The following is a 6,047-nucleotide window of genomic DNA, read 5'->3' on the forward strand; positions in this document are numbered from 1 at the left end:
ATGCATGGCCAGGTAAAAGCCCGAACCGAGCTCTTCCATCTGCTGGATGGCTTCAAGCCGCTGGCCGGCCTGCTTGGTCAGGCCTTCGATGTCGGGCACCATCAAATAGGCATAGGCCTGATGGTGGCTGCGGCCCACGCGCCCGCGCAGCTGGTGCAGCTGCGCCAGGCCGAACTTGTCGGCGCGGCTCATCACGATGGTGTTGGCGGTTGGCACATCGATGCCGGTTTCGATGATGGTCGAGCACAGCAGCAGGTTGTAGCGCTGGGCGATGAAGTCTTTCATCACGCGCTCGAGTTCGCGCTCGGGCATCTGGCCGTGCGCCACGGCGATTCGCGCTTCAGGCAGTATCTCTTCGAGCTTTTCGCGCCGGTTCTGGATGGTCTCGACCTCGTTGTGCAGGAAGTAAACCTGCCCGCCGCGCTTCAATTCGCGCAGCACGGCTTCCCGAATTACGCCGTTGTTTTCGCTGCGCACAAAAGTCTTGATGGCCAGGCGCCGCTGCGGGGCGGTGGCGATCACGCTCAGGTCACGCAGGCCTTCAAGCGCCATGCCCAGCGTGCGCGGAATTGGCGTGGCGGTCAGCGTCAGCACATCCACTTCGGCGCGCATGGCCTTCATGGCTTCTTTGTGGCGCACGCCAAAGCGGTGCTCTTCATCGATGATGAGCAGGCCCAGGCGCTCGAACTTCACGTCCTGGCTGAGCAGCTTGTGCGTGCCGACCACGATGTCGATCGTGCCGTCGGCCAGGCCCTTGATGGCGGCGGTAATCTCTTTGCCCGAGCGGAAACGGCTCATCTCGGCGATCTTGACCGGCCATTTGGCAAAACGGTCCACCAGCGTCTGGTAGTGCTGCTCGGCCAGCAGGGTGGTGGGCGCCAGCAGGGCGACCTGCTTGCCGCCGGTGACGGCGATGAAGGCGGCGCGCAGCGCGACCTCGGTCTTGCCGAAACCCACATCGCCGCAGACCAGCCTGTCCATGGGCCGCGGGCTGATCATGTCCTGGATCACGGCGTGGATGGCGGCGCGCTGGTCGGCGGTTTCCTCGAAGCCGAAGTCGTTGGCAAAGGTCTCGTAGTCGCCGGGCGAATAGCGGAAAGCATGGCCTTCGCGCGCGGCGCGGCGGGCGTAGATGTTGAGCAGCTCGGCGGCCGAGTCGCGGATCTGCTCAGCGGCCTTGCGTTTGGCTTTTTCCCACTGGCCGCTGCCCAGCCTGTGCAGCGGGGCTTCTTCGGCGCTGACGCCGGTGTAGCGGCTGATCAGGTGCAGCTGGCTGACGGGCACGTACAGTGTGGCGCTGTCGGCATATTCGAGGTGCAAAAACTCCTGCAGCAGCGGCGTGCCGTCGGCATTGGTGCCCTGGCCCAGGTCCATGTTGATGAGGCCGCGGTAGCGGCCAATGCCGTGGGCGCTGTGCACCACCGGGTCGCCCACGTTGAGTTCCGACAAGTCCTTGATCAGTGCTTCGACGTCGCTGACCTGTTCCTGCTTTTTGTTGCGGCGGCGCACGGTGGCGCCTGCGGCAAACAGCTCGGTCTCGGTGATGAAGTCAATGCCTTCTTCAAGCCAGCTGAAACCGGTGTTCAGCGCCGCTGTGGCGATGCCGAGTTTTTCGTCGCTGGTCTGGAAGTCTTCAAGCGAATCAAACGCCGGCGGACTGACGCTGCTGGCGCGCAGGAAGTCCAGCAGGCTTTCGCGCCGGCCGTCGCTTTCGGCCAGCACCAGCACCCGGTGGGCCGTGTTGCGTACGTGGCCCTTGAATTTGGCCAGCGGGTCTTCGGCGCCACGCACCACGGCCATTTCGCCGAGTTTTTGAAACTGCGCGTTGTCGGCCACGTCTTCGACCGTGGCGCGTATGGCCAGTTGCGCGTAGTCATTGGCGCGAGCGTAAAACTGCTCGGTGCCCAGAAACAGTGACTCCGGCGGCAGTGCCGGGCGGTCGGGCGCGTCGCGCACCAGGCGGTAACGGTCTTTGGTGTCTTGCCAGAAGCGCTGGAAGGCCGGCTCCAGGTCGCCGTGCAACACCACAGTGGCACTTTCGCCCAGGTAGTCGAACACCGTGGCCGTTTCTTCAAAGAAAAGCGGCAGGTAGTACTCGATGCCGGCGGTGGCTACGCCGTTGCCCATGTCTTTGTAGATGCGGCTCTTGGTCGGGTCGCCGTCCAGCAGCTCGCGCCAGCGGCTGCGGAACCGGGCGCGCGCCTCGTCGTCCATCGGGAACTCGCGTCCGGGCAGCAAACGCACTTCCGGCACAGGGTAGAGGCTGCGCTGGCTGTCGGGGTCAAAGGTGCGGATGCTGTCGATCTCGTCATCAAACAGGTCGACGCGGTAAGGCACGGGGCTGCCCATGGGGAAAAGGTCGATCAGGCCGCCGCGCACCGCGTATTCGCCGGGGCTGACGACCTGCGTGACGTGGCTGTAGCCGGCGAGGGTGAGCTGGGCTTTAAGTTTGGTTTCGTCGAGCTTTTGCTTGACCTTGAACTGGAAGGTATAGCCCGCCAGGAAGCTGGGCGGCGCCAGGCGGTAGAGCGCCGTGGTGGCCGGCACGATGACCACGTCGGCGCCAGTTTCCTTGTCGCGCTGCTGGATTCGCCACAAGGTGGCCAGGCGCTCGCTGATCAGGTCCTGGTGGGGCGAGAAGGTGTCGTAGGGCAGGGTTTCCCAGTCGGGAAACAGGGCGCAGCGCAGGTCAGGTGCAAAGAAGGCGATCTCGTCCATCAGGCGCTGGGCCGTGGTGGCGTCCGACGTGATGATGGCGGTGAGCTTACCGGCGGCTTTTTCGCGAATGCCCAGGCGCGCCAGCAGCAGGGCATCGGCGGAACCGGCGGGCTGGGGCAGGGTGTAGCGTTTGCCGGTGACGAGTGAGGGTAGGTGCATTGATCGGTGCGCTGGCTGGGGGCGTTTCAAACAATCAAAAAAGGAAAAGGCCAAAATTCAAACGACAAAAGCCAGACACCCCAAACCATCCGGAGTGGGGTGCCTGCATGCGTTCAAGCATCGATTTTAGAATCTATGATGAAGTTATGACGACAAGCCTTGCCAATAACCGTTCCGAACCCCGTTTTTTTGTGCTGATACCCTGTGCGGGGCAAGGTAGCCGGGCCGGAACCCCTCAAGCCAAGCAATACCAGGTGATTGACGGCATCCCTATGGTCCGCCATACCGTGGAGGCATTTCGGGCGCTTCCAGGCACTTTCGCCGGTTTGTGGGTGGTCATTTCCCCGTCGGATGACGACTTTTTGAAGGTGTTTCCCGATTTCGGCAACACGAACGAAACCCTGTGGGTTGGTGGTGGACTGACCCGTGCGGCCACGGTGCTGAACGGCCTCAAAGCGATGGTGGCGCGGCAACCCGGCGGCGCCGCCCTGACCGACTGGGTGCTGGTGCACGATGCGGCGCGCTGCCTGGTCACAGCCGGGCAGATCAAGGCCTTGATCCATGAATGCCGCAATGACTCTGTGGGCGGCCTGCTGGCTCAAAAGCTGCCGGACACGCTTAAAACCGAACGGGACGGCCGCGTGGCCGCCACTGTGGACCGTAGCGACAAATGGCTGGCGCAAACGCCGCAAATGTTTCGTATCGGCGCGCTGATCGATGCGCTGGAGCACACAGGAGACGCTGTCACCGATGAATCCAGCGCCATGGAAGCAATGGGCGTATCGCCCAGGCTGGTCAACGGCAGTGCGCAGAACTTCAAGGTGACCTATCCGGAAGATTTCGCTCTGGCGGAAGCGATTCTCTGGCAGCGCAGACGCAGCGGCGAAGTGGCTGGTTTTGCCGGCAGCCCTTGAATGCCGCCTGACTATTCAAACCATCTTATGAAAGCCCTCATCCATGTCCCTCGTGAATTTTCGAATCGGTGAAGGCTGGGACACCCACGCGTTGGTGCCTGGGCGCAAGCTCATCATCGGTGGTGTGGACATTCCCCACACCGTCGGCCTGCTTGGCCATTCGGACGCCGATGTACTGTTGCACGCCATCACCGATGCGTTGCTGGGCGCTGCCGGGCTGGGCGACATCGGCTCGCATTTTCCGGACACCGACGCGCGCTTCAAGGGCGCTGATTCGACCGTCTTGCTGGCGGAGGTCGGGCGCTTGCTGGCAGAGCGTGGCCACAAGATCGGCAACATCGACAGCACAGTCATTGCGCAGGCGCCCAAACTTGCGCCTTACATTGCGGCAATGCGCACGCGCATCGCMGAAGTGCTGGCGCTGGAAGTGGGACAGGTGAACGTCAAGGCCAAGACCGCCGAAAAGCTCGGCCCGGTAGGACAGGGCCTGAGCATGGAAGCCCGGGCTGTTGTTCTGCTTTTTTAGTGCTATCGTTTTGATAGCTGATCGCGCACGGCCTGCCTGGTCGGAGGGGTGATTTCTCTTTGAGGCCGGCTGCGGAGCCGGGCAACCGTCCGCAAGGGGAATCAGCTCCTGCGCAGCTTGATATGCGCGGCGAGCCCACCGGAGCCTGTGTTGGCCAGGCCAAACACACCGCCCATGCGGTGAATCGTCTTTTCGACAATCGCGAGACCCAGGCCCGCGCCGGTAGCGGCCGTGCGTGCGGCGTCTCCCCGGAAAAACGGGCGGGTGAGCTTGGACAAGGTCTCGGGCGCCACGCCCATGCCGTGATCCCGTACCTTGATCAGCACCCACTGGTCACGGCCTTTGGCCGCAATATCAACCAAGGCAATGCCGGTTTCAGGTGTCTTGCCGTAGCGCCTGGCATTTTCCAGCAGGTTTGAAATCACGCGCGACAACTCGACCTCGTCGGCCAGCACCGCCATGTCGTCCGGGATGGTCACCGTGACCCGCATGTCTTCATAGTCGGCGATGGCGTATACGGCGGCATCGACCACCGCATTGAGTGACACCCGCTCCAGCCGCGGTGGCTCGGGCCGTGCGTAGTCAAGGAATTTGTCGATGATGGCGTCCAGCTGGGTAATGTCGGCCGCCATGTGCTCGCGTGCATCCATGTCAGTGACGCTCATCTCGGTTTCCAGGCGCAGCCGGGCCAGCGGGGTGCGCAGGTCATGGGAAATCCCCGCCAGCATGATGACCCGGTCCTGCTCGATTTTGGACAGCTGCTCGGCCATGCGGTTAAAGCCGATGTTGACCTCACGGATTTCACTGGTCGCCACTTTTTCATCGAGCAGGCTGGCATCGAAGTCGCCGTCCCGCATCCGGCTGGCCGCGAACGACAGCTGCTTGAGCGGCCGGTTGATCAGGCGGGCAATAAAGGCTGCCCCGGCCAGCGACAGCGCTGCCGCCGTGATGAGCCAGATGATCCAGGTGCTGTTGCGCGAGGGCCCGATCTTGGAAGGGTCTGTGAGCAGCCAGTACGCATCGCCGTCGATGGTAAAGCCCACCCACAGGCCCTTCTGGCCGTTGACGCTGCTGGCCACCACCGTGCCGTTGCCCAGCCGCGCCTTGAGTTCTTCGGCGGTGCGCTCGCCCAACTCGTCGCTCTCGAACAATTCGAACTTGTCCTTGGGTTCCCTCGGCGTGATGCGTACGCGCTCCTCGTCCGCCAGGGTCTTGATCAGCGATACGCGGGCGATGGAGTCGGAATACCGGAGCGCGGCGCGGCTGAGATTGACCAGCGAGGCCAGCTGCTGCGCACTCTGGATGGCCCGCGGCTCGGATTCGAGTGCCCGGAAGGTCTGCAGCCAGGCAACGATGGAGCCGAACAGCAGTAGCGCCAGGAAAAAGAAGGTCCGCCAGAACAGGCTGAAACCCCTGCGCGGGCGCATTTCCAGCGGGGCCGGGGCGGTTTCGAGCGGAACTGGGTTGGTAGCGTCCATAAGGAAGTGGGGTACGTGGGCGCGAGCGCTGTGATCAATGGACGTTAGCACGATAAGCCCGCGCTACCGCAGTCAAGCTGTTGCCGCCTGTTGCAGGCCCGCCATACTTGCCCCCACGGTCGCTCACTTTGTGTAGCTCCCTGCCCCCCGAGGGGGCCGCCCGCCTGCGGCCTGGCAAAGCCAGTTCCGCGGCTCATGCTGGGTTGAAGAGTTCAGCGGGCAGGACCAGCGGAAGGAGTCTTTTACCAGCAT

4 protein-coding genes are annotated in these 6,047 nt (G+C 63.2%); 2 read left to right on the top strand and 2 right to left on the bottom strand.

The window, feature by feature from the left end; translation table 11 throughout:
* Nucleotides 1–2,877, bottom strand: a 2,877-nt coding sequence (gene mfd, locus AC1DWI_RS11495) for a transcription-repair coupling factor (protein ID WP_477724865.1), incomplete at its 3' end; no start/stop codon positions are given.
* A gap of 146 nt (nt 2,878–3,023) precedes the next feature.
* Between mfd and ispD the strand changes: the two genes are divergently transcribed.
* Both ispD and ispF read left to right on the top strand, forming a co-directional pair.
* The gene (gene ispD / locus AC1DWI_RS11500) at nt 3,024–3,791 is read left to right on the top strand and encodes a 2-C-methyl-D-erythritol 4-phosphate cytidylyltransferase (protein ID WP_477669612.1); all 768 of its coding nucleotides are present in this window, start codon (nt 3,024–3,026) and stop codon (nt 3,789–3,791) included.
* 43 nt (nt 3,792–3,834) lie between these two features.
* On the top strand, nt 3,835–4,317 hold the full coding sequence (gene ispF, locus AC1DWI_RS11505) for a 2-C-methyl-D-erythritol 2,4-cyclodiphosphate synthase (protein ID WP_477669234.1): 483 nt from the start codon (nt 3,835–3,837) through the stop codon (nt 4,315–4,317).
* 101 nt (nt 4,318–4,418) lie between these two features.
* Here ispF and AC1DWI_RS11510 read toward each other — a convergent pair whose 3' ends face one another.
* On the bottom strand, nt 4,419–5,795 hold the full coding sequence (locus tag AC1DWI_RS11510) for a sensor histidine kinase (protein WP_477669235.1): 1,377 nt from the start codon (nt 5,793–5,795) through the stop codon (nt 4,419–4,421).
* Between the last annotated feature and the right edge of the window lie 252 nt (nt 5,796–6,047).

The sequence above is a fragment of the Polaromonas sp. P3_C2 genome (assembly GCF_056402675.1).

Coding starts and splice junctions, on each gene's coding strand:
- ispD (WP_477669612.1), top strand. CDS start 3,024: ATGACGACAAGCCTTGCCAATAACCGTTCCGAACCCCGTTTTTTTGTG.
- AC1DWI_RS11510 (WP_477669235.1), bottom strand. CDS start 5,795: ATGGACGCTACCAACCCAGTTCCGCTCGAAACCGCCCCGGCCCCGCTG.